This window comes from Siphonobacter aquaeclarae, assembly GCF_900103285.1.
GTDB lineage: Bacteria > Bacteroidota > Bacteroidia > Cytophagales > Spirosomataceae > Siphonobacter > Siphonobacter aquaeclarae.
Genome location: NZ_FNGS01000004.1, coordinates 606,649 through 631,247, shown reverse-complemented (window position 1 = coordinate 631,247; position 24,599 = coordinate 606,649). Strand labels below are relative to the sequence as shown.

Sequence of the window (24,599 nt, the reverse complement as noted above, 5' to 3'; positions counted from 1 at the left end):
GAGGATAGGCTTTAAGCAATAGGCGTTAGGCTATAGGCAACAGCCGGTAAGCATGGCTTATAGCTTACAGCCTAAAGCCTATTGCACATTGGAATAAACGCCTCAATTGAAGGGTAACTCCCGCCTCCCGTCGTCTCTTTCCTGTCAAAAGCAATTATTTTTTATCATGCAGACCCGTTATGCGCATCATCCCGACGACGTCCGGCACTACGATACCGAACGCCTCCGGGACCAATTTCTGATCGAGAATGTCATCGCCGCCGATCAGTTTCACTTTACTTACTCGCATTACGACCGCTTTATTGTCGGCGGAGTAAAACCCGTCAGCGGGGAGTTATCCCTGCCGACTTACGAGCAGCTGCGTGCCGATTATTTTCTGGAACGCCGCGAGCTGGGCATTATCAATGTTGGCGGCCCCGGCGTGGTGACGGCCGGCGGAGAGCGGTATGAACTGGAGAAGCTCGAAGCCCTCTACATAGGCAAAGGAACAGCCGATGTCCGGTTTGCCAGTACGGATGCTGCGAATCCGGCCGTGTTTTACCTGGCGTCTACGCCGGCGCACCGGGTATGCCCGACGGCAAAACTGACCCGAGACGGGGCCTCTCCCGTCAAGGCAGGCACGCTGGAAACGTCCAACGAACGCACCATTTACAAGTATATCCACGCGGAAGGGCTGGAATCCTGCCAGCTCGTCATGGGCCTCACGATTCTGAATACCGGTAGTGTGTGGAATACCATGCCGTCGCACGTACACGACCGCCGGATGGAAGCCTACTTCTACTTCGACGTACCTCAGGGTCAGCGGGTATTCCACTTCATGGGGCAGCCGCAGCAAACCCGCCACCTGCTGGTGGATAATTACCAGGCGATTTTGTCGCCGCCGTGGTCGATTCACTCCGGCGCCGGTACTTCGGCGTATTCGTTTATCTGGGCGATGGCCGGTGAAAACTACACGTATACCGATATGGACCCGGCTCCGCTGGAAGACCTCCGTTGATTGCCGCGGACCGTATTTCCGGCCCGCCCGTTCCGATTACCCGACTATAACGATCCCTGGATGAACAAATCATTAGCTGCCCTGGCCGTCGCGGCCGGACTGGTCATCGCTGCCAAGGCGCCCTCTCTCGTTCCGAAAGCGGAACTTCTATTCGCTGAAAATCAATTGACGCTGGCGGATAAAGCCCGGACGTCTACCGAAAAAATTCCCCATTCCCTGAACGCCGACGGAAGTCTGCGCGACATGAAATCCGACTGGTGGTGCAGCGGATTTTTCGGCGGAAACCTCTGGTACCTGTACGAATACTCGAAAAACCCCGCGATGAAGGCGCTGGCCGAGAAATGGACGGCTCCCATCACGAAAGAACAGTACAATACGCATACCCATGACCTGGGTTTCATGCTGTACTGCTCGTTCGGAAACGGGTACCGGCTGACGAAAAACCCGGAATACAAGCAGGTATTGCTGACCGGTGCGAAGTCGCTCGCTACCCGCTTCGATCCCAAAGTAGGCCTGATCAAGTCGTGGGACGGTTTCAAGAGCCGCGACGGAAAGCGCTACGAATACCCTGTCATCATCGATAACATGATGAATCTGGAATTTCTCTTTTGGGCAGCGAAGGAATCGGGAGACAAGAGCCTGTACAATATCTGCATTACCCATGCCGACAATACCCTGAAAAACCATTTCCGCCCGGACGGATCCAGCTACCACGTGGTATGCTACGGTCCGAACGGCGAAGTACTGCTGCGGACAACCCACCAGGGCTACGCACAGGAGTCGGCCTGGGCACGCGGCCAGGCCTGGGGCTTGTATGGATACACGGTGATGTACCGGGAAACGAAGGACAAAAAATACCTCGCCCAGGCACAGAAAATTGCCGATTTCTACCTGTCGCACCCGAACCTGCCGGCCGACAAGATTCCGTACTGGGATTTCAATGCGCCCAATATTCCGAACGAAGAGCGTGACGCTTCCGCCGGAGCGATTACGGCATCCGCGCTGCTCGAACTGAGCGGATACACCAAAGGCGCGAAGGGCAAGGAGTACTTTGCCGCTGCCGAAAAGATGCTGCAAAGCCTCTCCACCCCGGCATACAAAGCCAATCTGGGGGAAAACGGCAACTTTGTCCTCAAGCACAGCGTGGGCCACAAGCCGGGTAACTCGGAAATCGACGTACCCCTGGTATACGCCGATTACTACTACATAGAAGGCCTGATGCGCTATGACAAGCTGAAGAAGTAAGGTTTGATACAAAGAGAAAGGCCGGCCCGGAGATTTCCGGGCCGGCCTTCTTGTATTTCAGGCTTTTACAGGTCGACCGACGAATAAATCAGGTAAACGTTCAGTACCAGAATCACCGCTGCGATTGCCCAGCTCGCTAACCGGAGCCAGGCGGCATTGACAAACCGTCCCATGATATCCGACCGGGAGGTAAACCACACCAATGGAATAACCGCGAAACTCAACTGCACGGACAAGACCACCTGGCTGAATACCAGCAGTTCCGATGTCCCTTTTTCGCCGTACCAGAGGGTAGCAAAAAAAGCGGGAATGACGGCGATGGACCGCGTCAGGAGGCGCCGCACCCAGGGTTTGAGCCGCAGGTTCAGAAAACCTTCCATCACGATCTGGCCGGCCAGCGTACCGGTGAGCGTGGAGTTTTGGCCTGCCGCCAGCAGCGCCACGGCAAAGGAAACGCTCGCCAGTTTGACGCCGAGAATGGGGTCGAGGAGACGGTGCGCATCGGTAATATCCGCGACGTCGTGATTGCCGGAAGTATGGAACGCGGCGGCCGCCACGATCAGAATAGCTGAATTGATGAAAAAGGCAAGAAAGAGCGACAGCGTCGAATCCAGGGTCGCGAACTTGATGGCTTCCTTTTTGCCGGCAGACGTCCGGGAATAGCTGCGCGTCTGAACGATGCTGCTGTGCAGGTACAGGTTATGCGGCATGACCGTCGCCCCCAGAATCCCGATCGCTACATACAGCATGGAGGGATTGGTGACGATTTCCGGCTTGGGCAGGAGGTTTTGCGCGACGGCCGGCAGGCTGGGATGGGAAACGATCATCTGGTAAACAAAACACACCAGAATGACGGCGATCAGCCCGCCGACGATGCTCTCCAGCACCCGGAAGCCCCGGTTCTGAAACCACAGAATTACAAATACATCGAGAATCGTAACGAGCACGCCGAGCGTCAGCGGCAGGCCGAAGAGCAGGTTCAGGGCCAGCGCTGAACCGAGTACTTCGGCAACGTCTGTTGCAGCAATCGCAATTTCCGCCAGAACCCACAGCGTAAGGCCGACGGGGCGGGAAAACTGGTCCCGGCAGGCCTGCGCCAGGTCGCGGCCGGTAGCAATCCCCAGCTTCACGGCCAGGTGCTGCAAAATCATGGCAAACAGATTGGAAATCAGGATAACAGACAGAAGGGTATAGCCGAAGCGCGCGCCGCCGGCGATGTCTGTCGCCCAGTTGCCCGGGTCCATGTAGCCTACGGCTACCATGAGGCCGGGTCCGGCGAAGGCCAGAAATTTCCGCCAGGCGCCCGCCCCTTCCGGTACCGGCACCGTTGCGTGCGACTCCGGCAGGGATTGGTCCATCAACGAAGAAAATCGGTTGCGGGGTGTAAGGGTCGGTACTTCCATCAGCTTACAGGGTCATGTGTCAAACGGGAAGAAAGACGAAACAAAGGTACCAGTAGTTTTGTAAAATCAAAATAGTTTTTTAGGGTAGTCTAAAATTTTATTTTCGGGGATAGTGAAGTACCTTTGCGGGGTCGCATCGATTTCCCGAATGGCTTCATTAACAGAAGAGAATTATCTAAAGCTGATCTACCACCTGTCTGGCGCGCTGCGGGAGGAGGTGAGTACCAGTGCCCTGGCCGAGCAGACGCAGACCAAAGCTGCTTCTGTCACAGACATGCTGAAGAAGCTGGCTGAGAAAAACCTGATTCACTACAAGCGGTATCAGGGCGTCCGGCTGACAGAGGAGGGGGAGTACATGGCGCTGAAAGTCATCCGCCGGCACCGGTTGTGGGAGGTATTCATGGTGGAAAAACTGGGTTTCCGCTGGGACGAAGTGCATCCGATTGCCGAGGAGCTGGAGCATATTGCTTCGGATGAATTGATCAACCGGCTCGATGCTTTTTTGAATTTTCCCGTATCAGATCCGCACGGCGATCCGATTCCAACTGCTTCTGGGAGTATGCCGGAAGCCGATTACCACAAACTTTGCGATACGTCCCTGAACGATCAGGTTACTGTCATGGGCGTATCTGAGCATGCCTCGTCGTTTCTGCAATTTCTGAGCAAGGCAGGGCTGGTGCCGGGAAGTACGGTGCAGGTGGTTGAAATCAACGCATTCGACCGCTCCATGCAGATCCGGATCAACGGCCTGGAACCGTCTTTTATCAGCCATGAGGTCGCCCGGAACATCCTCGTCAGCCCTGAATCGTGACTTTCGCCGGCATATCTTTGCAATTTTTAACGGCTGGCGTCCGGAATCCGTCCTAGCTTTGCCGACCGAATCCCTGCATCCGTGAAAATATTAGACTGGTATATATTCAAGCGATTTCTCCGGACCTACCTCTTTGTGGTTTCCATGGTGACGCTGATCATTCTCGTGGTCGACTACACCGAGAAAGTCGAGGATTTCATCCGGAACAAGCCGCCTACCTACGAATTGTTCGTCACCTACTACCTCAACCTGGCGATCTTCTGGGCAAACTATGTCAGTCCCCTGATGGTCTTCATCACGGTCGTATTCTTTACGGCCAACATGGCGGCGAAGACGGAAATTATTGCCATTCTGAGTACCGGAGTCAGTTTTTTGAGGTTTACGAGGCCCTATGCACTGGCTTCGCTGCTGATTGCAGGGCTGATTTTCTACCTGGTATCGTACGTTATTCCCATTGCAGATACCAAGCGCCTGGCTTTCGAACAGAAATATGTCCACGGCGGTACGTACTATTACGACAAGCGGGACGTCCATATTCAGGTCAGCCCGAACGTGTATGCCTACCTGTCGAGCTACAATAACTCCACCCAGCAGGGAGACAAGTTTACGCTCGAAAAAATCGAGAATAATCGCCTGGTTCAGAAGCTGACGGCATCCTATATCGTCTGGAAACCCGAACTGAAGAAATGGTCGGCTGTGGATTATTCCATCCGCACCATCACCGAAACCGGGGAGACGATGACCTACGGGAAAAGCCTCGATACCACGCTTGCCCTGGAGCCCAAAGACTTCGAAAGTACCCAGGATATGGAGAAAACCTTCACGCTGACGGAACTCAACAAGCACATTCAGAAGTTGCAGTTACGCGGCGCGGAAGGGGTGGAGCTGTACCAGATTGAACGGTACTCCCGCATGGCCAATCCCTTCGCAATCATCATCCTGACCGCTATCGGGGTGATCGTCTCGGCGCGGAAGTCCCGGGGAGGAGTCGGGTTTCAGATTGCCCTCGGCTTTGCGCTTGCGTTTTTGTACATATTGTTTTTCATGATGAGCAGCGGGATCGCCAAGAAGGGAGCCTTCGATCCGTTCTGGGCCGTGTGGCTTCCGAACATCGTTTTCTCGGTTATTGGCGTCGTGCTGTATCGTACTGTTCCGAAGTAGCGGACGCGGAGTCCGGCTTCTGAAGTCCCTATGAAACCCACCCTGCGCGATTACGTCCAGTTGCATTTTCTGGTGCTGATTTTTGGTTTTACGGCGATTCTGGGCCGGTTGGTGAGCATTCCGGCGCTGACGCTCGTGCTGTGGCGAACCGGATTGGCGGCGGCCTGCATGTGGGGACTGTATGCCTGGAAAAAGACACCTTTATTTTCCTCAGACTTGTCATCTCCCGAAAAACGAAACCTTCAGGTACGTATGCTGGGTACGGGCGCTATTATTGCCGCGCACTGGATCTTGTTTTTCGGCTCAGCGCGTGTATCAAACGTATCGGTATGCCTGGCGGGTTTGTCGACGGCTTCGTTGTGGACAGCCTTTCTGGAGCCGTTGTTCAGCCGGAAGCGGGTAAGTCCATTGGAGGTATGCCTCGGCCTGCTCGTGATTCTGGGACTATACCTGATATTTCTCTTCGAATTCAATCACGCTCTTGGCCTGGCGATGTCTGTAGCATCGGCGATGCTGTCGGCGCTCTTCTCTGTTTTTAACTCCCATTTCAGCAAGCGGGTGGAGCCGACGACCATCACGACATACGAAATGACCGGCGCGTGGGTCAGTACAGCCTTGTTTCTGCCGGTATACTACCTGTTTCTGGCTCCGGGTGAAACCCCGGATCTGGTGCCGCACGGCGACGACTGGCTCTGGGTAGGTATCCTGGCGCTGGTATGCACGGTTTACGCATACGCGGCCTTTGTTCGGCTGTTCCGGACCTTTACGGCTTTTGTTCTCAACCTGAGCCTCAACATGGAGCCGATTTACGGTATTCTGCTGGCGTTTGTGATTTTCGGGGATGCAGAAAAAATGACCGGCGGATTTTACGCAGGGGCCTCGCTGATCTTCGGCGCGGTGGTGTTGTATCCGATTTTGAATCGTTGGTCGAAACAGGAAGAGAAAACGGCCAGTCTTTCCTAATATTGAAGCAAGCGGTTTGCCGCTGTTTCCTCTTCACTTCAAACTGTATTTCGAAATGATCAGACGTTTCCTTGCCGTGTTGTGGCTGGGAGGGCTCGTCCAGTGCGGTTATGCACAGGATGCGACCTACCTCACGCCTCCGAAACCCCTTGCCGACCTCGTCAATACACCCGCTACGCCCGGTTTCAGCGTCGATTCCAAAGGGGATTGGGTATTGATTACGGAACGATCAGAGCATCCGTCGATTGCCGATCTGGCCCAGCCCGAGCTGCGGCTCGCCGGTCTGCGGATCAATCCGGCCAATAACGGTCCCAGCCGCGGAAGCTTTTTTATCAATTTGAAACTGAGAAAACTGCGCGGGAAGGACGAGATTCAGGTGAAGGGGTTGCCGGCAAACGCCCACCTGGCCAACGTGAGCTGGTCGCCCGATGAAAAGCAAATTGCCTTTACCCATTCAACCGATACAAAAATCGAGGTATACGTGCTCGATGTGGCGACGGCTACCGCCCGAAAGCTGACCGATCTGGCCGTCAATGCCGCGATTACGGGCCCATTGGCCTGGGTATCTGACTCAAAGGCATTGATCGTGGCGACGATTCCTGCTTCCCGCGGCGGCGCTCCCGCTATCAATCGGGTACCTGCCGGACCGACTATCCAGGAAAACCTCGGGAAAAAAGGCCAGGCGCCGACCTACCAGGATCTCCTCAAAAATCCTTCCGACGAAAAGCAGTTTGAATACTATGCCACGACGCAGGTCATTCGCCTGGGCCTTGACGGTACCGCACAGGCTATCGGGCAGCCGATGCTGGTAACCGATGTATCTCCTTCACCGGACGGGAATTATGTATTGGTAGAAAGCATTCACCGGCCGTTTTCCTATATCGTACCCCTGTCGTACTTCCCCACAAGGGTGGAAGTGTATGGAAAGGATGGCAGCCCGGTGAAAACGCTCACCGACAATCCGCTCGTCGAAAATGCGCCCTGGGGTTCCGATGCGACGATTCCCTATCCCCGCGGGTTTAACTGGCGGGCCGATGTTCCGGCTACAGTTTACTGGGTAGAACCGAAAGACGGCGGCGATCCGAAGCGGAAAATAGCGATCCGGGATGTGGTCAAAACGCTTGATGCGCCTTTTGCCACCGAAGCGAAAGACCTGTATGCCACGGCATTACGCTTTGGCGGAATAGCCTGGGGCAATGAAAAGACCGCCATCGTTTACGAGCGCTGGTGGCAAACCCGGAAGCTGACGGCGAAAATCCTGAACCCGAACGATCCGGCGAACCCTGCCGTACTGTTCGAGCGGTCGTTTGAAGACAAGTACTCTGATCCCGGTCAGCCCGAAATGCGGAAGAATGCGTTTGGCCGTTCCGTCCTCGACATCAGCGCGAATAATGAGGTATACTACCTGAATACCACTGGTGCGTCGCCGGAAGGGGACCGGCCGTTTGTCAGTATACTCAACCTGAATACCAAACAGTTCAAACCTGTCTGGCGCTCCGAAGCGCCGTGTTTCGAGGTGCCGGTGACGACTCTGCCGGGTGGCGAGCTGCTGACACGGCGCGAGGCCGTTGATCAGAATCCGAACTATTTTCTCCGGAGTCTGATCGTCCCGAAAAAGAAAAAAGCGACCGTCGCACCCGTGCAGGTGAGTTTCTTCCCCGATCCCTATCCGCAGCTGAAGGGTATTCAGAAACAGGTACTCCGGTATAAGCGGAACGACGGCGTAGATCTGACCGCGACGCTGTACCTGCCTGCCGGCTATAAAAAAGAAGATGGCCCCCTCCCGACATTTCTCTGGGCCTACCCGGCCGAGTTTAAAAGCAAAGACGCCGCCGGACAGGTATCAGGATCTCCCTATAAGTTTAACGCCATCAGCTACTGGGGTGCAGCTGCTTTTGTGACGATGGGCTATGCCATTCTGGATAATGCGTCGATCCCCATTATTGGCGAGGGAGACAAAGAGCCGAACGATACCTATGTAGAGCAACTGGTCGCATCGGCAAAAGCAGCGATTGACGAGGGCGTACGCCTCGGGGTGGTAGACTCCTCCCGGGTAGGTGTCGGCGGGCATTCCTATGGGGCATTTATGACTGCTAACTTATTGACCCATAGTAAATTATTCAAGGGAGGTATTGCCCGGAGCGGAGCTTATAACCGTACCCTGACGCCCTTTGGATTTCAGAACGAGCAGCGTACCTACTGGCAGGCGCCGGAGGTATACAACCGCATGTCTCCGTTTATGAATGCCGACAAAATGAAGACACCGCTGCTGCTGATTCACGGCGAGGCGGATAACAACACCGGCACCTTCCCGATTCAGTCGGAACGGTACTACAACGCCCTGAAGGGAATGGGCGCAACAGCCCGCCTGGTATTTCTGCCTTACGAAAGCCACGGCTATACCGCGAAGGAATCACTCCTTCACATGCTCAGCGAAATGAATTCCTGGCTGGATAAGTATGTGAAAAACGCCGGTACTGCGGGTACCTCAGGGAAAACAGGCGCCGTTGGAGGAAGAAATTGATTCGGTTTTCGGTTTAGTGTTTACAGTTTTCAGTTGAGTGAGAAAGGGGATTGGCAAAACGGTATGAGTGCGAAACTGAAAACACTAAACCGAAAACGCTTCTCTTGGGGAAAAATGAATGGGCGGCCCGCAGGGCCGCCCATTCATTTTTCCCCAAGAGAAGCTACGGAGAGCATCAGGCTCTGCAAATCCTGGTGCAGGGCGCGAATGGACGATTGTAACTGGTTGAGGAGATTGGCGCGGGTATGCAGGTCGTCGGCTTCGTACCAGCCTCCGTTTCCGAAAAAGAGACTGCCTGCCTGCCCCGTGCCGTCAAATTCATAGGCCGCCCAGCGTTTCCGGATGGAGCGGGCGAGCCCGGTATGATCGTTGGAAAAGCTCTCTTCCGTCAGCATATACCAGATAAAGGGGGAATAGATAGCGGAGCGTTCGGGGATTTCCCAGAGATCGCGTAGCGGGTTACGCGGGTGATCGAGGCGGATTTTTCTTCCGGGAATCAGTGTCAGCGCGCCAAGCCCGGCGCTGGCAATCCCTCCCGAAAACCCGATGATTTTCTGCCCCTGATCAGAGGAAACGGCAACGGTCAGGAGGGTAGTCACCGCACCGGCGACGATCGAGGCGACTGTCAGGCGCTTGGTCCGCCGGTCGTTGATCCGATCGAGGTAGGAGGCGAGCTGATCCGCCCGTTCTCCTTCACAATCCAGCTCAGCCGATACCGAGCCGATTTCGTTGACGGCGAGTATCAGACGGGACATAAGCTCGGCGCGTACCTGCCTGAATTGCCGGGGATCGCCCGTGCGGGTGAGATCGTCCAGGAGGGCGAGCGTGCCGGTGGCATTCGCCACCAGCAGGTCATGCCGGGAAAACTGCTTCTGCAAGGCAGGGTAGGCGGCCAGCAGCGAGTCCGTATTCCGTACCGGCTGGTACCGGTCGCTCAGCGGGACCGGCGGTTCGCAATACCCGTAGCCCGGCGCGCGCAATCGGGGGGAACAGCCGGTCAGAACGGCCGCTACGACGAAGATCCAGAGAAGTCGGGTGCTATTTTTCCGGTTGATAGTCAAGTCAATGAGTGCGGGAGCGTGCGCGAAACAAAAGGAATGGACCGTTTCTGTGTCACATATTAGAATATTTTAATCAGAATTAACATTATATGCTATAAATCCGCTAATATTTGCATTGCGATCGTTGAGTATGTCGTTGTGGCATACCGGTAGAGTCTCACCCCAAACATGAAAAAAAGTAAGGCATTCTTTTCGAAAGAATGTGTCGTGCTGGGCATGTATGTCCTGCTCAGTCTCATTATCGGGATCCAGCACTACGTGCAGGGCCCGAGGGAGTACAACAACTTCATCATCTTCCGGGAGTCGTTCCACCATTTGCTGGAAGGAACGAACCTGTATGTTCCTTACCCGAGCGAGTATTACGATCTTTTTCTGTACCACCCGACGTTCAGCGTGCTCTTCAGCCCGTTTGCGGTTATGCCGGTGTGGATGGGTATTATCCTGTGGCTGACGGTTTGTTCGCTGGCGGTGTTTTACGCCATTCGCGAATTGCCGATTCAGGCAAACCAGAAGGTCTTTTTCTGGTGGTTTGTGTTTATCGAACTCAATACGTCTCTGCATAATCAGCAGACCAACCCGCTGATCGCGGCGCTGGGCCTGCTGACGTTCGTGTTTCTGGAGCGCAATAGGCCGGGATGGGCGGCTCTTTTTCCCGTTCTGGCTTTCTGTATCAAGGGATATGGGATTGTTTTTGCGGGAATGGCGCTGTTTTATCCACAGCTGTGGCGGTATATCCTGAGTTCTGTTTTCTGGATGGTGATTCTGTCGCTGCTGCCGGTCCCCTTTGTGGGCTGGAGTCGCCTGATGGAAGTATACCAGGACTGGGGCAATTGCCTGGTCGACGACCACAAAGTCAATTTCGGATTCTCCGTGATGGGTCTGCTCAAGGTAGCTTTCCCGTCGTACACGTCGGTGCTGCCGGTTCAGGCGGCGGGCGTGGTCTTCCTGCTGTTTACGTGGCTGTTGTACTGGAAAAACGGTCAGACGACGGTCGAAGGCCGTTTCCTCCTTCTGGGTTATCTGTTTCTGTGGGTCATTTTATTTAACCATGCATCTGAATCGCCAACGTATATAATTGCCGTTCAGGGAGCCGCCATCTGGTATCTGCTGACAAAGGAGATCCTGAGTCCCTGGTCGACTATTCTGATTATTTGTGTATTTTTCTTTTCCATTCTCGCGCCCACCGATGTATACCCTGTAAGCTGGAGACAGCACTTTTTCCGACCCTATCTGATCAAGGTTATTCCTGTATCCCTCATTTGGTTTGTCCTACAATTTCAATTGATTATCCGTGGCTTGCAACAACACAAAGTCAGAGCGATCAAGAGTCAGTATAGTGGTCCCGTGCTATAATCCGGCGGAAGGATGGAGCGGTATCATACTGAAACGGATTGAAGAGCTGAACGATGCTCTACCGGCGTACGAGCTGGAGTTTATTATTTCGAATGACGGTTCCACCCGCATCAGCCGGCTGGAAATAGAACGCCTGTTGTCTCACCCGCAGGTAACCTTTCTGGATCACCGGCTCAACCAGGGCAAGGGCGCATCCATCCGGAAAGGCGCGGCCCGGTCGCACGGGGATTTCATCGTCTACACCGACATCGATTTTCCGTTCGGAATCGAGCCTGTTGTCCAGATGGTGCAGGTGTTTGAAAGCAATCCCCGGTGCCAGTTTGTGTACGGCGCCCGCAACAAACAGTACTTCCGGCAACTGCCCGTCAAACGGCGGATCATCTCGTTCTGCCTGAAAATGCTCAACCTGCTGATCCTGTCGCCACGTATCCGCGACACACAGGCCGGTATCAAAGGACTGCGCCGCGATTCCCTGACAGATATCATGGAAACGCGGACCAATAGTTTCGTCTTCGAAATCGAACTCATCCGGAAGCTGGTTCGCCGCAAGGCCGAAATCCACTCCGTAGAAGTAGCTGCCCAGCCGTCGATTACCTTCAGCGATTTCAGCAGTAAGGTACTCTGGCGGGAAGTAGTCAGCCTGACCCGGATCTTGCTTGGTTCCCGCCAGGAGGAGCCGTATTTTGCCGGTGAAGACATCCTCGAAGATACCGTGTTGGAAGAAGAACTGTCGTCTCTGCCGGCGGCTACTGTTATATGAAAGCCGTACTCTCGTTTGATCTGGAAGAATTTGATATTCCGGAAGAATACGGACAGAAAGTTTCCGTACAGGATCAGATGGAGGTCAGTGCGCGCGGAACCGACGCGCTGCTGAACCTGCTCGACCGGTACGGCATTCCGGCTACGTTCTTTACGACCGGGCACTACGCGCGTGAAAACCGCCCGCTGATGGCCCGGGTAGCCGCCCGCCATGAGATTGCGTCTCATGCGCTGTATCATTCTCCTTTTCATGATTTTCAGATAGAAGACGTCCGGGAATCCAAAGAAATCCTCGAAGCGCTGACAGGCCAGGAGGTAGTCGGTTTTCGCATGCCCCGGCTCAAGCCGTTCGACCTGAGCAAGCTGGCCGCCTGGGGTTTTGAATACGATGCCTCCCTCAATCCGACCTGGCTGCCCGGGCGGTATAACCTGCTCCATGAAAACCCGCAGCCGCACATTCGGGAAGGGCTGATTGAGCTGCCGAGTTCGACGACGCCGTTGTTGCGTTTTCCCTTGTTCTGGCTGTCGTTCAAAAACCTGCCCGTCCGGCTTTTTGCCTGGCTTTGCTACCGGACGCTCCGGAAGCGGGACTTTCTCATTCTCTATTTTCACCCCTGGGAGTTTGCGTCCCTGGCTGCTTACCAGCTTCCGTCTTACGTCAAACGGGTAGACGGCGAGCGCCTCCTGGCCCGTCTCGATTTCCTCATCCGCTACCTGCAGAAGCGGGGCGTTACCTTCACCACCAGCCGGGACTATTGCCGCCGGGAAATGCCGCAGATCGCGGACCTGTCCCGTTAAGGCGATTGCTACTTTACCGGTATTTTCTTTTGTTTTTTGAGGGAAAGTCCGCGGATTCTTTTTGGGAGAGCCGCGGTCGTCGCTACTTTCGGGAAGATGGTCGTTGCCCGGGCATGCATCGTGTGTCCGGATGCACCGGCCTTTCTATCTTTGAAGTTGTTGATTTCCTCGTTTCATCCTCACTTCATCTTCGTCTATGAAGAAAAGCGTTCTACTTTGGCTATTTTTCTCGCTCATCATTGGCAGGGGAATAGCGCAGACTCCTACTTTCCCCGTTAACGGGGTTCAGGACGAGCGGCCCGACCGGGTCGCTTTCACCAACGCCACCATCTTTACCGATGCGACTACCTCGCTGGAAGGAGCCACGCTTCTGATCCGCGGCGGCGTCATCGAAGCGGTCGGCAAAACCGTCAAAATTCCGGCCGGTACGCGGGTGATCGACCTCAAAGGCAAGCGGATTTATCCGTCCTTCGTCGAATCGTATGCTGCCTATGGCATGCCGGAAGTAAAGCGGGAAGCGCGCGGCTTCCGCGGAACTCCGCAAATGGATTCCAAGAAAAAAGGAGCCTTCGGCTGGAATCAGGCCGTATTGCCGGAAGTACGCGCGGCAGAGGTATTCACGGGTAACCCCCAGGAAGCCGCCGAACTGCGCAAGCTGGGATTCGGATCCGCTGTTACCCACTCGCAGGATGGTATTGTCCGCGGAACGTCGGCACTGGTGGCCCTGCTCGATGCGAAAGACCAGGAAGCCCTGATCAAAGGCCCCGTTTCTGCGCATTATTCCTACTCGAAGGGCTCGTCAACGCAGGATTATCCCAATTCGCTGATGGGCTCCGTCGCGCTGCTGCGCCAGACCTACTACGATGCCCAGTGGTACAAATCGGTGAAGGGCAAAACCGAAACCAACCTCTCGCTTGAGGCTTTTAACCAGAACCAGTCCCTCCCGCAGGTAGTAGAGGTAACCGACAAGCTCGGCGCGCTGCGTACCGCCAAAATGGGCAAGGAATTCGGCGTTACGTACATCCTGCGCGGTAGCGGGGACGAGTACCAGCGCCTGCCGGAAATCAAGGCGACGGGCCTGTCCTTCATCCTGCCGGTTAACTTCCCGGTAGCGCCCGACGTAGAAGATCCGTTCGACGCCGGTATCGTTTCCCTGACGGAAATGAAACACTGGGAAATGGCGCCGTCAAACGCCGCGCTGCTTGCGAAAGAAGGTATTCCTTTCAGCCTGACGACGGCGACGCTCCGGAATAAATCGGAGTTTCTCGCCAACGTCCGCAAAGCTATCGCAGCGGGCCTGGAAGAATCCGCCGCCCTCGCCGCTCTGACCAGCGTACCGGCCCGGCAGATGAAAATCGAAGACCTGGTGGGTACCCTGAAGCCTGGCCTGCTCGCGAACTTCCTTATTACGTCTGACAACCTGTTCTCGGAATCGGGGACCTGGTATGAAAACTGGGTGAAGGGCGTTCGCTACGTCCTGACAGACATGAACCAGACGGATCTCCGGGGCAGCTATGACCTCGCTGTAGGGGGTCGCCAGGGACTCAAGCTGAATATCACCGGTAAATCCGATAAGCCTGAGTACCAGATTGTTGTCAGTGATTCGGTGAAAGTGACGCCGAAAGTAAGCCGCCAGGGAGACCTGCTGACCCTCTCGTTCAACCTCGATCCGAAGAAAACGAAAGGCGAAAACCGCATTGCTGCGTACATCGACGGCAAAAACATCAAAGGTGACGGATACGACGCTGCCGGAAAGGAACTGACCTTCCTCGCGTCTTACAAGGAAGGCGCCCGCGCCGCCCGTCCCGACTCGGCCCGCAAGGCTCCCCTGGCTATCGGCAAGATCATCTTCCCCTTCACCGGCTATGGTACGGAAGAGAAGCCGAAGCAGGAGACAATCCTGATTAAAAACGCGACGGTCTGGACAAACGAAAAAGAAGGTATCCTGACCAATACCGACGTACTTCTTCAGAATGGGAAAATCGCGAAAGTCGGGAAAGGACTTTCTGCTCCCTCCGGCGCGAAGAGCATCGACGGAACAGGCAAGCACCTGACCAACGGTATTTTCGACGAGCACTCGCATATCGCGTTGTATTCCGTCAACGAAGGCACACAGTCTGTCACCTCGGAAGTACGCATGGGCGACGTCGTGAACTCGGAGGACGTCAATATCTACCGGCAACTGGCCGGTGGCGTCACAACCTCGCAGCTGTTGCACGGCTCTGCCAACTGTATCGGCGGGCAATCGGCCGTGGTGAAGTTCAAATGGGGAGAAACGCCGGATAACATGCTGATTCCGGAAGCCCAGTTCATCAAATTCGCCCTTGGTGAAAACGTGAAGCAGGCGAACTGGGGCGACGCGGCCCGCGTGCGGTTCCCGCAGACCCGGATGGGTGTGGAGCAGGTCATGATGGATGCATTCCTGCGTGCGAAGGCCTATGAAAAGACCTGGAAGGAATACAACGCGGCTTCAAACAAAGCCGGACTGGCGGCTCCGCGGAAGGACCTCGAGCTGGAAGCGCTGGTGGAAATCCTCAACAAAAAGCGGTTTATCACCTGCCACTCCTACGTACAGTCTGAAATCAACATGCTGATGAAGGTGGCTGATTCGCTCGGTTTCACCATCAATACCTTCACGCACATTCTGGAAGGGTACAAAGTGGCCGATAAGATGAAGGCGCATGGCGCGAACGGTTCGACGTTTTCGGACTGGTGGGCCTACAAGATGGAAGTAAAAGACGCTATTCCGTACAATGCGGCAATGATGTCGAAGGTAGGGGTGAATACCTCCATTAACTCAGATGACGCCGAAATGGCCCGTCGCCTGAACCAGGAAGCTGCGAAAACCGTCCTCTACGGCGGCGTATCGGAAGAAGACGCCTGGAAAATGGTGACGCTGAACCCGGCGAAGATGATGCACCTCGACGGCCGTCTCGGCAGCATCAAAGCCGGCAAGGATGCCGACGTAGTGCTGTGGAACGCCAATCCGCTGTCGGTCTACGCCAAACCGGAGAAAACCATCATCGAAGGAACGGTGTATTTCGACCTCGAAAAAGACAAGGAACTGCGCCAGTCCATCGCTTCCGAGCGTAACCGGCTGATTCAGAAACTGCTCACGGCGAAGGCAGGCGGCACGCCGACCCAGCGCCCGCAATTCCAGCGCCCGCGCCACTTCCACTGCAATACCCTGGGTGGTCTGTCGGAAGAAGAAGGACAGGTCCGGTATTTCGGCGGTCAGTTCACGTGCGACGGCTCCTGCGGTTATTAGTCATCATCAACGAAATTCAGCGATATGAAACGCTTATTTGCAGCAATCATCTCCCTGTCCGTCCTGGCGCCGGCAGCGAAGGCGCAGAATGACGCCGCCGCCGCGCCCCAGAAAGCGCCGATCGCGCTGACAGGAGGGACTATTCACACCGGGACCGGTCAGGTGATCGAGAACGGGACCCTTATTTTCGACAAGGGAAAAATTACCTATGTCGGCGCGGCTACCACGTCGTTTCCGGCGGGAACCGAGACTGTTTCGGTAGTTGGCAAACACGTATATCCCGGGCTTATTTCACCGGCAAACCAGCTGGGCCTGGTGGAAATCGCTTCGGTACGGGCGACAAACGACCAGCAGGAAGTGGGCGACTACACGCCCAACGTCCGTGCGCTGATCGCGTATAACACGGATTCGGAAGTTATTCCGACCGTCCGCGGCAACGGCGTCCTGATTACCCAGGCGACGCCGGTGGGCGGCGTGGTATCGGGTATGTCGTCGGTGATGCAGCTGGACGGCTGGAACTGGGAAGACGCCGTCCTGAAAAAAGACGACGGGGTACACCTCAACTGGATCGGCTATTTCCGCCGCTCGTTTGACGGCACCGGCGTTTCCACTGTTAAAAACGACAAGAAAGACGAACAACTCCACGAACTGGACCAGCTTTTCAACGATGCGATCGCCTATGCGCAGTCGACGCCCGCGACGGTCAACATGAAGCTGGAAGCGATGAAAGGGCTGTTTGACGGTTCGAAAAATCTCTACGTTTCGGCTGACTACGGCAAGGAAATCATCGAAGCCGTGAAGTTTGCCAAAGGCAAGGGTGTGAAGAAAATAGTCATCATCGGCGGCGAAGAATCCCTGCTGGCGGCGGATTTTCTCAAGGAAAACCAGGTACCGGTGATTGTCAATACCACGCACCGCCTGCCGAACCGCACCGATGACGATACGGATCTTCCGTACAAGTTGCCTTATCTGCTTCAGAAGAAGGGCGTACTCGTTGGCCTGGGCTACATCGGCCTGCACTGGCGCACGCGGAACCTGCCGTTCCTGGCCGGAACCGTCGGCGGGCATGGCCTGACGCCGGAACAGGCGCTCCAGCTCGTGACGCTGAACAATGCCCGCATTCTGGGGATCGATTCCTACGTCGGAACGCTTGAAAAAGGCAAGCATGCCACGATTGTGGTGTCAGCCGGGGATCTGCTCGACATGCGTACTGCGAAGGTTGAGAAGGCCTATATCCAGGGAAAATCCGTGAACCTGGACGACAAGCAGAAGAAGCTTTACCGGACATTCTCCGAGAAATACGGCAGGTAAAAAGCGCCTGAAAAGATTACACCGGAGGCCGGCCCCGTCAGGGAGCCGGCCTCCGGCTTTTAATACCCATTTAATTTGGCTTTAAAACCGGGTTAACCCATTGCTTTCACTTTTGGATCAACGAAAACGTCAATCCTTATGAAAGCGGTCGTCTTCCAGCCTGAAAACCGGTTCGGCACCTTCAACTCGCTCGTGAAGGTGTATGAACGCAAGCTTCATTACCACATCCGGCGGTATGTCCGTGATCCGGAAGATGCCCGGGATGTGACCCAGGATACCCTGCTGAAGATCTGGCAGGGGCTGCCCCAGTTTCGCGGCGATTCCCAGCTTTTCAGCTGGATGTACCGCATTGCCACGCACGAAGCGCTGAATTTCCTTCGCCGCCAGAAGCACCACCTGCTGGTGCCGGCCGACGGGGAGATGATGGAAACCCGCGGGGCTTTTGCCGACGTGGATACGACATGGAACGGGGAGGACGTCAGTCTGTGGCTCGGTCAGGCCATCGATACCCTGCCCGAAAAACAGCGGATGGTATTCCGGCTGCGGTATTTCAGCGAGCTTCCCTACGAGGAAATCGCGAACCGGACCGGTACTTCCGTCGGCGCCCTGAAAGCCAACTACCACCTGGCCGTTCAGAAAGTGGAAAAGTTCATTCTGAGCCGCCGGAACGATTTTTAAGCGAACGCTAATCCGGGTTTTAAGCGGTTTTTATCCGAGGGAGCTACCTTTTCGTAGCAGATCAAACAGGAGGTGAAAGCGATGAAAACTGTCGTCAAAATATTGGGAATGGCCTTCGGACTGCTGGGAGCGACAGTCCTGACCAGCTTCGCACAAGTCACGACCGACCGTGATAAAAGTGCGGATTTCAATCAGTATCATACCTTTAACTGGGGCGATACCGATGTGAAGACCGGGCCGAATCCGGTCTATCAAAGTGACCTCATTACGCGGAGTATCCGCGATAACGTCGGGTATGAGCTGTCCCGCCGGGGGCTGACCCAGTCCGACAACCCGGATCTGCAGGTCGTAGTCCATACCTATACCGAACGGAAAAACCAGCGGGTATACAACGGCCCCTATGGAGGCTATCCGTACTACGGCTGGGGATGGGGGATGCGGTATGCGCCGTTTATGTATTACGGCGGGCCGTCTTACTACAACCAGACGATGACGGAGGGGACGATGGTCATAGACTTTGTCGATACCCATACCGGACACCTTGTCTGGCGCGGCGTGGCCCAGAGCCCGCTGAGCGGTGCAAGAGGCCTTGACCGGCTGATCGCCAGAGGAGTACACAAAATGATGAAACGATATCCGGTGGCAGAAGCATAGCAACCGGTTTTTCATGGCCGATAGGAGAGTGCATAGCCCGGAGTCTTCCGGGCTTTGCCTGTCCGGGATTCCGTCAACACAATTACCCAGTGAAGAGATGTTGCTCTATCAAAATATTGCTACTTTCCGGGAAGAAAACGTTCCGACTACCCCCATGAAGGTTTTAATTGTCGAAGACGAACCCAAACTGGCTGCCTTTGTCAAGCGGGGGCTGGAGGCCGAGGCTTTTGAAGCTGTCGTCGCTTTTGATGGCCTGATGGGTCAGAAGATGGCATTGAGTGAAGCGTTCGATGTGATTGTACTCGACGTCAACCTGCCGCATATCAACGGATTCGACCTGGTGAAACGGCTCCGGGCGGAGGGCGTCAACACGCCTGTCCTCATGCTGACTGCCCTGGGCGAGCTCGAAGACAAGGTGACGGGCCTGGACTCCGGCGCGGATGACTACCTCGTCAAGCCCTTTGAATTCAGGGAATTACTGGCCCGGCTGCGGTCGCTGTACCGCCGGAGTCAGGCGGCTCCCATGAGCCAGCAGGTATTGCAGGTAGCCGACCTGGAGCTCGATCTCGAGGAAAAGGTAGCCCGCCGGGGCGGTCGCCGGATAGACCTCACCGCCAAGGAATTCAGCCTGCTGGAATACCTGATGCGCAACAGAGGCCGCGTCGTATCCCGCGTGGACATCGCCGAAAAGGTGTGGGACCTTCACTTTGACACCGGTACCAACACCATCGAAGTATATATCAATTTTCTCCGGAAGAAGGTCGACAAGGACTTTCCCAAAAAGCTGATCCATACGGTTATCGGCATGGGATACGTACTGCGTGACGAAGGATAGCGCCGGCATCCGAACGGGGCGTATATTTGAGTCTTTGTGCTGCAATTTTTCTGCCCATGCTCATCCGGAACAAACTGATTCTTCTCTTTACCCTTCTGACGATGGGAGTACTGGGATTGCTGTCGACTTTCCTGTACTCGACGTTTTCCCTCTACCGTCAGGTTATTTTCCGGACGCGCCTTACCGAAAAGGCCGAAACCGCCGCGGGCCTGCTCATCAACCGCCGCCACCAGTTTGACGACTTCTTCAATCAGCTGATGCGGAGCGATATGCTCACGATCGTCGACGAGCACATCATGATCTTTGACGAAAAGGGCGTACTCGTGTATACCAACCGGCGCGGCGATGCTTCTCCCGCTGTCAAGGCGCATTTGCCCAAGCTGACCGGAAAACATCCCCTGTATTTTCAGGTCGGGGAAAACGAGGCGGTAGGTATCCTCCACGCTGATTCCAGCAAAGTCTTCCATGTCGTCGCGATGGGCTATGACCAGGTCGGGTTTACCCGTCTGATTATGCTCAAGCAATTGCTGCTCTGGGGAAATCTCGGAAGTATGATATTGCTGGTAGTCGTGGGCTATTTCTTCGCCAGCAGGGTGCTGAAGCCTATCTCGAAGGCGATGGACGAGGTGGATACCATTTCGGCGCAGCACCTGGACCGACGCCTGGACGAAGGAAACCGCCGGGACGAAATAGCCCGTCTGGCGATGACGTTCAACCAGATGCTCAACCGCCTGGAAAAGTCGTTCGAAGCCCAGCGCAGCTTCGTCTCCCATGCGTCACACGAATTGCGTACGCCGCTGACCAACCTGCTGGGTACCCTTCAGATTTCCCACGACTACGATCAGGATACCGGCGAACTGAAGCAATCCATCCGTTCGGCGATGGACGAGATCCGTCAGCTTATATCACTCACCAACAGCTTGTTATCTCTGGCCAGAACGGGCGAGGGGCTTGTCGGGCTGGAGTTGATTTCGGTGGATGACTGCATCACCAATGCGCTCTCACATCTGTACAACAAGTACCCGGGCCGGCAGATCCGGTACGAATTCGGCATACTACCCGAAAACTCCGATCATTTCTTTGAGATTCAGGGGAATAGTACCCTGCTGACGACGTGTATCCTGAACGTGGTCGACAACGCCTGCAAGTACTCCGACGGACCGGTGGAGATTGTCCTCAGCCAGGAAACGGAACACAGCCTTTCGCTCACCATCCGAGATCAGGGGCAGGGTATTGCCCAGCAGGATCTCCCGCATTTGCTGGAACCGTTCTTCCGCAGCAACGAAGTATCGCATGTAACGGGCTTCGGCATCGGGCTGGCCGTGGTACAGAAAATCCTGACGCTTCATGGCGGCAGTATTGAGTTTCAGTCGGAAGTAGGTCAGGGGACGACGGTAATTATGCGGCTGCCGCTGGCGGGAGAGGGGAGTTGAGTATTCAGTTTGCGGTTTCTAGTTTTCAGTTTACGGTTGGGCGGGTGCGTATCCTGGCTCGCCGCTTCGTTGCAATAGCACACCCGCCTGCCCGCCGTGCGTAGCATCCGCTACGCACTTTTTAATTGGTAGGCTGTGCCTACCCCCCGCCGCGTCAGACGATGAAGAAGAAAATAATCAGGTCACAGCCCAACCCTGTATCACCTGAATAACCGGCCCCAAAGACCTGCCTTTTTCTGTCAGTGCATATTCGACTGTCGGAGGAACGGTGGCATAGGCTGTTCTGTAAACGACTCCGTTGGCTTCCAGCGCCTTCAGTTCCCGCGCCAGCATACGGGTATTGATACCGGTGACAGCCCGCTCAAGCTCATTAAAGCGCATTGTGCCCGTCATGAGGGTATTGACGATGGACAATGTCCATTTTCCCGAGAGCAACTCCATCGCCTCCGTAAACGGACATTTATTTTCTATTTTTTTTACTTCCATGACCCGCTGATTATCTGCAAGACTTTACTGCGTGTTACCTGGTGACGTTTTTGTGCCCTCTTGTAAAAGTAAATCCGGACGAAGAGCTTCGCAATCCCAGCAAACACAGCCGGTTATGACAATAGACGCTCTTACTCAACACATCCTGGCCGATTTTTCCGGAAGCCATGTGCAGATCATCGCCAATGGCGACCGTTTCTTTTTCATCAAGGGGGAAGACAAATTTCCGTTTGCTACGATTGTGACCGGAGATAACGACTACGACAACCTGTCGAACCTGAACCGGGAAGGGTTTTTCCGCCTCAATATGGGCGTCGGAAGGGAAGTTTTCCGGGAGTTATTTCCGGAAGAAGAAGCAACCTACGATTTCACGGCCCAGCATACCCTTTTCCCGCACCCGATGTATCACAAGTTATTCTGGATCAGTATCATTAACCCCGCAGCGTATGAGCCGCTCCGGCAGTTTCTGACCTCGGCGTGGGAGAAGTCGGTACGGAAACCGGGGTGGTAGGGCGGGGGGCAGAGGGTATAGGGCTTCTAACCCCATGCCCTTTGCCCAATGCCCTACTGCATTTTCTTCAGAAGCGCAATCTGTCCGCTGTGGTAGATGTCGTGGTGCATCAGGCCGTGCAGCAGGGTGTAATAGTTATAGCGGCGACCGGGAACCGGCTCGCTCAGGCGGGCTGTATGCACCCGCGTCAGGGTTTCGAGGAGTTCATCCTGCGTATCCTTCAGGTTTTCCTGGATTTCGGCCCAGCGTTCGGGGGTGAGTTCGTCGATGACCGACCAGTCGGCTTCCGAGTTCAGGATAATATCAAATGACTCGGAGCCCGTCAGTTTTTCAAGCACGAAAATGCGCCAGTTGGTCAGGTGAACGACCAGCTCGGCAATGTTATGAACGCGGGGAGACGGACGGAAAACCGCCGCTTCCGGCGTGATTTCTTCCAGGATTTCGTGCGTACTCGGGCCGTGCCAGGCTTCGCCGCCGTACTCGGCTGTCAACAGGGTCGAGATCCGATCAACTTCTACTCTCATGGCTGCTTCGTTTGTGATAAGGGTAAACTGTCCGAAAGTTGGCGATTTTTATGCGTTCGGTGAAAGGGAAACTTGAATCTGTCATAACTTTTACCCTGTTTTGAACCGCCCAACGGAAGACCGGCCCGCCCGGCGTCACCTCAGGAAACAGGAATGGAGAACCGCAGACAGTTTATCAGAAAGTCTATGCTCAGCGCACTCGCGGCGTCGCTGGGGACTGAAATCGTTTTTGCCCGCCACATGCCCGACGGCTACATACCGGTGGGCCTGCTTGATAACGACCGCGATGCGCTGAAAGGCAAGCATCCGGATATGGTCGTATTGAACGACCGCCCCTGGAACGTCGAAACGCCGGCGCACCTCCTCGACGATGCCATTACTCCGGCTGACAAAATGTTCATCCGTAACAACGGCATCGTCCCCGAAAGCATCGATGTCAAAAAATGGACCCTGACAATCAAAGGCGAATCCGCCAAAACGGTTAAGACCTATACCCTGGCCGATCTCAAAACCAAATTCAAGGTCCATACCTACCAGCTGACCCTCGAATGCGGCGGGAATGGCCGCGCCGGCTACTATCCCGCTACTTCCGGTAACCAGTGGACGCAGGGCGGAATCAGCTGCGCCGAATGGACAGGGGTACGCCTCCGCGACCTGCTCGAAGACGCCGGTATCAAAGACGATGCGGTCTACATCGGTTACTATGGCCAGGATATTCACCCCAGCCGGGAGCCGGGGAAGGTGGTCATCTCCCGCGGAGTACCCATTAAGAAAGCGCTTGAAGACGAAACGCTCGTTGCCTGGGCGATGAACGGGCAGGATATTCCCGTCGTACACGGGTATCCGCTGCGCCTGGTCGTCGGCGGATGGCCTGCCTCCGTTTCCGGAAAATGGCTGCATACCATCGCCATCCGGAACAAGGTACACGACGGTCCCAAAATGACCGGAAAGAGCTATAAAGTACCGAAAGAACCGGTGGAGCCGGGCGTAGATCCCCCGGAAGATCAGTTCCGGATTATCGAATCCATGCCGGTGAAGTCGGTGATTACGTATCCGAAGTCCGGCGCCATGATCGACAACGGGCGTACCCTCGCCCTGCGCGGGCATGCCTGGGCGGGAGACCTGGAAGTGAAGGAGTTACACGTGTCGATCGACTTCGGCGCTACCTGGCAAAAAGCAACCTTACAGGCGCCGAAAAACCGGCTCGCCTGGCAGCACTGGACGGCTGAAATCCGCTTCCCGCAAAAAGGCTATTATGAAGTATGGGCCCGTGCGACGGACACCGGCGGCGTCAGCCAGCCGATGGTCATGCCGCAATGGAATCCGGAAGGATACATCAACAATTCGTGCCACCGTATCGCTGTGAAAATTGTATGAAGTATGTCATGGCAGCGTTGCTGGCGGTAGGGGGGCTATCCCTCGCCGCAGGGGGCAGAGGGCATGGAGCAGAGGGGAGACCGGTGATAATCGCCGATTCGGTGAAGACGGATCCGGAGACGGGGTTGGCCGTAGATGCCAACCTTCCGCTGATCAAGGCACATTGTACGGCCTGCCATTCGAGCAAGCTGATCCTGCAGAACAAGTTCACGCGGGAAGGCTGGCTCGGGAAAATCCGGTGGATGCAGAAAAACCACAAACTGTGGGATCTGGGACCTTCTGAACCGACCGTCCTGGATTACCTCGTGAAATACTATGGCCCGGTGAAGCAGCCGTTTGACGGGCGCCGCCGGCCATTGGAAAAGGTAGAATGGTATAAACTAACCCGAAAATAATTTCTGTGTAGTCTGTGTTTTCTGTGAGCAACATTTTTTATTTCTCACAGAA

Annotated in this window: 22 protein-coding genes; 18 read left to right on the top strand and 4 right to left on the bottom strand. The window is 55.3% G+C overall.

Annotated features, from left to right (window positions below; translation table 11 throughout):
* Positions 1–166 precede the first annotated feature (166 nt).
* Both kduI and BLR09_RS12985 read left to right on the top strand, forming a co-directional pair.
* A complete protein-coding gene (kduI, locus tag BLR09_RS12990; protein WP_093202647.1) occupies positions 167–997 on the top strand; it encodes a 5-dehydro-4-deoxy-D-glucuronate isomerase in 831 nt (276 codons plus the stop codon).
* A 60-nt stretch (positions 998–1,057) separates the two neighbouring features.
* On the top strand, positions 1,058–2,242 hold the full coding sequence (locus BLR09_RS12985) for a glycoside hydrolase family 88 protein (protein ID WP_093202942.1): 1,185 nt from the start codon (positions 1,058–1,060) through the stop codon (positions 2,240–2,242).
* 65 nt (positions 2,243–2,307) lie between these two features.
* On the opposite strand, the gene BLR09_RS12980 is transcribed toward BLR09_RS12985, so the two are convergent.
* Complete coding sequence (locus BLR09_RS12980) at positions 2,308–3,645, bottom strand: Nramp family divalent metal transporter (RefSeq protein ID WP_093202645.1); 1,338 nt, start codon at positions 3,643–3,645, stop codon at positions 2,308–2,310.
* Positions 3,646–3,793: 148 nt separating this feature from the next.
* Between BLR09_RS12980 and BLR09_RS12975 the strand changes: the two genes are divergently transcribed.
* The 4 genes from BLR09_RS12975 (at position 3,794) to BLR09_RS12960 (ending at position 9,104) form a co-directional block, all read left to right on the top strand.
* Positions 3,794–4,456 carry a metal-dependent transcriptional regulator gene (locus BLR09_RS12975; RefSeq protein ID WP_093202642.1) on the top strand — a complete coding sequence of 221 codons (663 nt, stop codon included), beginning with the start codon at positions 3,794–3,796 and terminating at the stop codon, positions 4,454–4,456.
* 81 nt (positions 4,457–4,537) lie between these two features.
* The gene (locus BLR09_RS12970) at positions 4,538–5,617 is read left to right on the top strand and encodes an LptF/LptG family permease (RefSeq protein WP_093202640.1); all 1,080 of its coding nucleotides are present in this window, start codon (positions 4,538–4,540) and stop codon (positions 5,615–5,617) included.
* 30 nt (positions 5,618–5,647) lie between these two features.
* The gene (locus tag BLR09_RS12965) at positions 5,648–6,580 is read left to right on the top strand and encodes a DMT family transporter (RefSeq protein WP_093202637.1); all 933 of its coding nucleotides are present in this window, start codon (positions 5,648–5,650) and stop codon (positions 6,578–6,580) included.
* A 55-nt stretch (positions 6,581–6,635) separates the two neighbouring features.
* Positions 6,636–9,104, top strand: a complete 2,469-nt coding sequence (locus BLR09_RS12960; RefSeq protein ID WP_093202940.1) for a S9 family peptidase — start codon at positions 6,636–6,638, stop codon at positions 9,102–9,104.
* A gap of 143 nt (positions 9,105–9,247) precedes the next feature.
* Here BLR09_RS12960 and BLR09_RS12955 read toward each other — a convergent pair whose 3' ends face one another.
* Positions 9,248–10,165: a hypothetical protein gene (locus BLR09_RS12955; protein ID WP_093202633.1), complete on the bottom strand. Its 918-nt coding sequence runs from the start codon at positions 10,163–10,165 to the stop codon at positions 9,248–9,250.
* A gap of 168 nt (positions 10,166–10,333) precedes the next feature.
* Between BLR09_RS12955 and BLR09_RS12950 the strand changes: the two genes are divergently transcribed.
* The 9 genes from BLR09_RS12950 to BLR09_RS12910 all read left to right on the top strand — a co-directional run bounded on the left by BLR09_RS12950 (position 10,334) and on the right by BLR09_RS12910 (position 21,254).
* A complete protein-coding gene (locus tag BLR09_RS12950) occupies positions 10,334–11,518 on the top strand; it encodes a glycosyltransferase family 87 protein (protein ID WP_093202631.1) in 1,185 nt (394 codons plus the stop codon).
* Entirely contained in the window at positions 11,502–12,278 is a 777-nt protein-coding gene (locus BLR09_RS12945) for a glycosyltransferase family 2 protein (RefSeq protein WP_176785533.1), read from the top strand. The genes BLR09_RS12950 and BLR09_RS12945 overlap by 17 nt, the downstream gene beginning before the upstream one ends.
* Positions 12,275–13,075 carry a polysaccharide deacetylase family protein gene (locus BLR09_RS12940; protein WP_093202625.1) on the top strand — a complete coding sequence of 267 codons (801 nt, stop codon included), beginning with the start codon at positions 12,275–12,277 and terminating at the stop codon, positions 13,073–13,075. The genes BLR09_RS12945 and BLR09_RS12940 overlap by 4 nt, the downstream gene beginning before the upstream one ends.
* Before the next feature lie 196 nt (positions 13,076–13,271).
* The gene (locus tag BLR09_RS12935) at positions 13,272–16,343 is read left to right on the top strand and encodes an amidohydrolase family protein (RefSeq protein ID WP_093202623.1); all 3,072 of its coding nucleotides are present in this window, start codon (positions 13,272–13,274) and stop codon (positions 16,341–16,343) included.
* A gap of 24 nt (positions 16,344–16,367) precedes the next feature.
* Positions 16,368–17,654 (top strand): amidohydrolase family protein, encoded by a 1,287-nt coding sequence (locus BLR09_RS12930; RefSeq protein ID WP_093202619.1) that lies wholly within the window; start codon positions 16,368–16,370, stop codon positions 17,652–17,654.
* Between the two features lie 138 nt (positions 17,655–17,792).
* The gene (locus tag BLR09_RS12925) at positions 17,793–18,332 is read left to right on the top strand and encodes an RNA polymerase sigma factor (RefSeq protein WP_093202616.1); all 540 of its coding nucleotides are present in this window, start codon (positions 17,793–17,795) and stop codon (positions 18,330–18,332) included.
* 81 nt (positions 18,333–18,413) lie between these two features.
* Positions 18,414–18,986 carry a DUF4136 domain-containing protein gene (locus tag BLR09_RS12920; protein ID WP_093202614.1) on the top strand — a complete coding sequence of 191 codons (573 nt, stop codon included), beginning with the start codon at positions 18,414–18,416 and terminating at the stop codon, positions 18,984–18,986.
* 154 nt (positions 18,987–19,140) lie between these two features.
* Positions 19,141–19,821: a response regulator gene (locus BLR09_RS12915; RefSeq protein WP_093202937.1), complete on the top strand. Its 681-nt coding sequence runs from the start codon at positions 19,141–19,143 to the stop codon at positions 19,819–19,821.
* A gap of 56 nt (positions 19,822–19,877) precedes the next feature.
* Entirely contained in the window at positions 19,878–21,254 is a 1,377-nt protein-coding gene (locus BLR09_RS12910) for a HAMP domain-containing sensor histidine kinase (protein ID WP_093202611.1), read from the top strand.
* 177 nt (positions 21,255–21,431) lie between these two features.
* Here BLR09_RS12910 and BLR09_RS12905 read toward each other — a convergent pair whose 3' ends face one another.
* On the bottom strand, positions 21,432–21,740 hold the full coding sequence (locus BLR09_RS12905) for a winged helix-turn-helix transcriptional regulator (protein ID WP_093202609.1): 309 nt from the start codon (positions 21,738–21,740) through the stop codon (positions 21,432–21,434).
* A gap of 115 nt (positions 21,741–21,855) precedes the next feature.
* On the opposite strand from BLR09_RS12905, the gene BLR09_RS12900 reads away from it, so the two are divergent.
* The gene (locus BLR09_RS12900) at positions 21,856–22,251 is read left to right on the top strand and encodes a DUF6194 family protein (RefSeq protein WP_093202606.1); all 396 of its coding nucleotides are present in this window, start codon (positions 21,856–21,858) and stop codon (positions 22,249–22,251) included.
* Between the two features lie 53 nt (positions 22,252–22,304).
* Here BLR09_RS12900 and BLR09_RS12895 read toward each other — a convergent pair whose 3' ends face one another.
* On the bottom strand, positions 22,305–22,775 hold the full coding sequence (locus BLR09_RS12895; protein ID WP_093202603.1) for a DinB family protein: 471 nt from the start codon (positions 22,773–22,775) through the stop codon (positions 22,305–22,307).
* Between the two features lie 186 nt (positions 22,776–22,961).
* Between BLR09_RS12895 and BLR09_RS12890 the strand changes: the two genes are divergently transcribed.
* On the top strand, positions 22,962–24,152 hold the full coding sequence (locus BLR09_RS12890) for a sulfite oxidase (protein ID WP_317039219.1): 1,191 nt from the start codon (positions 22,962–22,964) through the stop codon (positions 24,150–24,152).
* Complete coding sequence (locus BLR09_RS12885; protein WP_245689924.1) at positions 24,149–24,547, top strand: hypothetical protein; 399 nt, start codon at positions 24,149–24,151, stop codon at positions 24,545–24,547. Before BLR09_RS12890 ends, BLR09_RS12885 begins: the two co-directional genes overlap by 4 nt.
* Positions 24,548–24,599 lie beyond the last annotated feature (52 nt).

Bases quoted from the DNA above. Each gene is read 5' to 3' on its own strand.
- kduI (WP_093202647.1), top strand. From the start codon at position 167: ATGCAGACCCGTTATGCGCATCATCCCGACGACGTCCGGCACTACGAT.
- BLR09_RS12985 (WP_093202942.1), top strand. From the start codon at position 1,058: ATGAACAAATCATTAGCTGCCCTGGCCGTCGCGGCCGGACTGGTCATC.
- BLR09_RS12980 (WP_093202645.1), bottom strand. From the start codon at position 3,645: ATGGAAGTACCGACCCTTACACCCCGCAACCGATTTTCTTCGTTGATG.
- BLR09_RS12975 (WP_093202642.1), top strand. From the start codon at position 3,794: ATGGCTTCATTAACAGAAGAGAATTATCTAAAGCTGATCTACCACCTG.
- BLR09_RS12965 (WP_093202637.1), top strand. From the start codon at position 5,648: ATGAAACCCACCCTGCGCGATTACGTCCAGTTGCATTTTCTGGTGCTG.
- BLR09_RS12960 (WP_093202940.1), top strand. From the start codon at position 6,636: ATGATCAGACGTTTCCTTGCCGTGTTGTGGCTGGGAGGGCTCGTCCAG.
- BLR09_RS12950 (WP_093202631.1), top strand. From the start codon at position 10,334: ATGAAAAAAAGTAAGGCATTCTTTTCGAAAGAATGTGTCGTGCTGGGC.
- BLR09_RS12940 (WP_093202625.1), top strand. From the start codon at position 12,275: ATGAAAGCCGTACTCTCGTTTGATCTGGAAGAATTTGATATTCCGGAA.
- BLR09_RS12935 (WP_093202623.1), top strand. From the start codon at position 13,272: ATGAAGAAAAGCGTTCTACTTTGGCTATTTTTCTCGCTCATCATTGGC.
- BLR09_RS12930 (WP_093202619.1), top strand. From the start codon at position 16,368: ATGAAACGCTTATTTGCAGCAATCATCTCCCTGTCCGTCCTGGCGCCG.
- BLR09_RS12925 (WP_093202616.1), top strand. From the start codon at position 17,793: ATGAAAGCGGTCGTCTTCCAGCCTGAAAACCGGTTCGGCACCTTCAAC.
- BLR09_RS12920 (WP_093202614.1), top strand. From the start codon at position 18,414: ATGAAAACTGTCGTCAAAATATTGGGAATGGCCTTCGGACTGCTGGGA.
- BLR09_RS12915 (WP_093202937.1), top strand. From the start codon at position 19,141: ATGAAGGTTTTAATTGTCGAAGACGAACCCAAACTGGCTGCCTTTGTC.
- BLR09_RS12910 (WP_093202611.1), top strand. From the start codon at position 19,878: ATGCTCATCCGGAACAAACTGATTCTTCTCTTTACCCTTCTGACGATG.
- BLR09_RS12905 (WP_093202609.1), bottom strand. From the start codon at position 21,740: ATGGAAGTAAAAAAAATAGAAAATAAATGTCCGTTTACGGAGGCGATG.
- BLR09_RS12900 (WP_093202606.1), top strand. From the start codon at position 21,856: ATGACAATAGACGCTCTTACTCAACACATCCTGGCCGATTTTTCCGGA.
- BLR09_RS12895 (WP_093202603.1), bottom strand. From the start codon at position 22,775: ATGAGAGTAGAAGTTGATCGGATCTCGACCCTGTTGACAGCCGAGTAC.
- BLR09_RS12890 (WP_317039219.1), top strand. From the start codon at position 22,962: ATGCTCAGCGCACTCGCGGCGTCGCTGGGGACTGAAATCGTTTTTGCC.
- BLR09_RS12885 (WP_245689924.1), top strand. From the start codon at position 24,149: ATGAAGTATGTCATGGCAGCGTTGCTGGCGGTAGGGGGGCTATCCCTC.